Raw genomic sequence first — 1,076 nt, forward strand, 5'->3', positions numbered from 1 at the left:
ACCGTTCCACTACGCCTCAAGCTGCTTAAGGGCTGGCCCCCGTTCGCTCGCCGCTACTAAGGGGATCTCGGTTGATTTCTTTTCCTCGGGGTACTTAGATGTTTCAGTTCTCCCGGTTCGCCTCGCTAGGCTATGTATTCACCTAGCGATACCAGACAAGTCTGGTGGGTTTCCCCATTCGGACATCACGGGCTCAAGCGCTTCTTACCAGCTCACCCGTGCTTAACGCAGGTTAGCACGTCCTTCATCGCCTCTGACTGCCAAGGCATCCACCGTGCACGCTTAGTCACTTAACCATACAACCCCAAAAAGTGTGTTTTTTATGGTTATTTCTTAGCATCTTCGTCGTTGTTGTTATCGCTCGCACCATCACATAGTTGACTATGCTCAGGTGACTCGCGCTAACAACGCCTAGAATCTGCGTCGAAATCACTCATAAAAAGCTCAACTTTTCTAAGCGGAGTTGTTTGCATCGTGACTGATGCTTACAACAAATTTCGCCAAGAAGTTCCAAGACACTTGCAGTATCAAGAACTACTTTTATTCATCAGCTTTTTCCGAATTGTTAAAGAGCAGAGTCGTTAAACTCTAAGATTTAGGCTTTAAGAGATGTGTTTTCTCTTACAGCGTAAAGCTTACAGCTTACGGCTTTAAAGATGGCGTCCCCTAGGGGATTCGAACCCCTGTTACCGCCGTGAAAGGGCGGTGTCCTAGGCCTCTAGACGAAGGGGACCAAAAAATCGGTTGTTGAAGCTGCGCTTCAACGATTTTTTGGTAAAGGCGAGTGGTGAGCTACGCGAACCCGAGCGGCAAGAACAACCGTAGTTGAACTTGGCTTGGTTGGCTTAACTCGGTGTGTGGCTGGCTATAGGCAAACCAACCACCACGCCTTTATCAAAGACGCTCTGCATATCAAGCAAACTGTGTGAACACTCAGCAGGCGCTGAGAATTAAGGTAAGGAGGTGATCCAACCCCAGGTTCCCCTAGGGTTACCTTGTTACGACTTCACCCCAGTCATGAATCACTCCGTGGTAAACGCCCTCCCGAAGGTTAAGCTATCTACTTCTGGAGCAAC

At 48.8% G+C, this 1,076-nt stretch carries 1 tRNA gene and 2 rRNA genes; all 3 read right to left on the reverse strand.

Annotation, left to right across the window (positions count from 1 at the left end):
- Nucleotides 1-296: ribosomal RNA gene (locus DA373_RS15980) — 23S ribosomal RNA — on the reverse strand; the annotation flags it as partial.
- 361 nt (nucleotides 297-657) lie between these two features.
- Nucleotides 658-733 (reverse strand) — tRNA-Glu (locus DA373_RS15985).
- Nucleotides 734-956: 223 nt separating this feature from the next.
- Nucleotides 957-1,076 (reverse strand): 16S ribosomal RNA (locus tag DA373_RS15990); the annotation flags it as partial.

This window comes from Oceanimonas marisflavi, assembly GCF_003049725.1.
GTDB lineage: Bacteria > Pseudomonadota > Gammaproteobacteria > Enterobacterales > Aeromonadaceae > Oceanimonas > Oceanimonas marisflavi.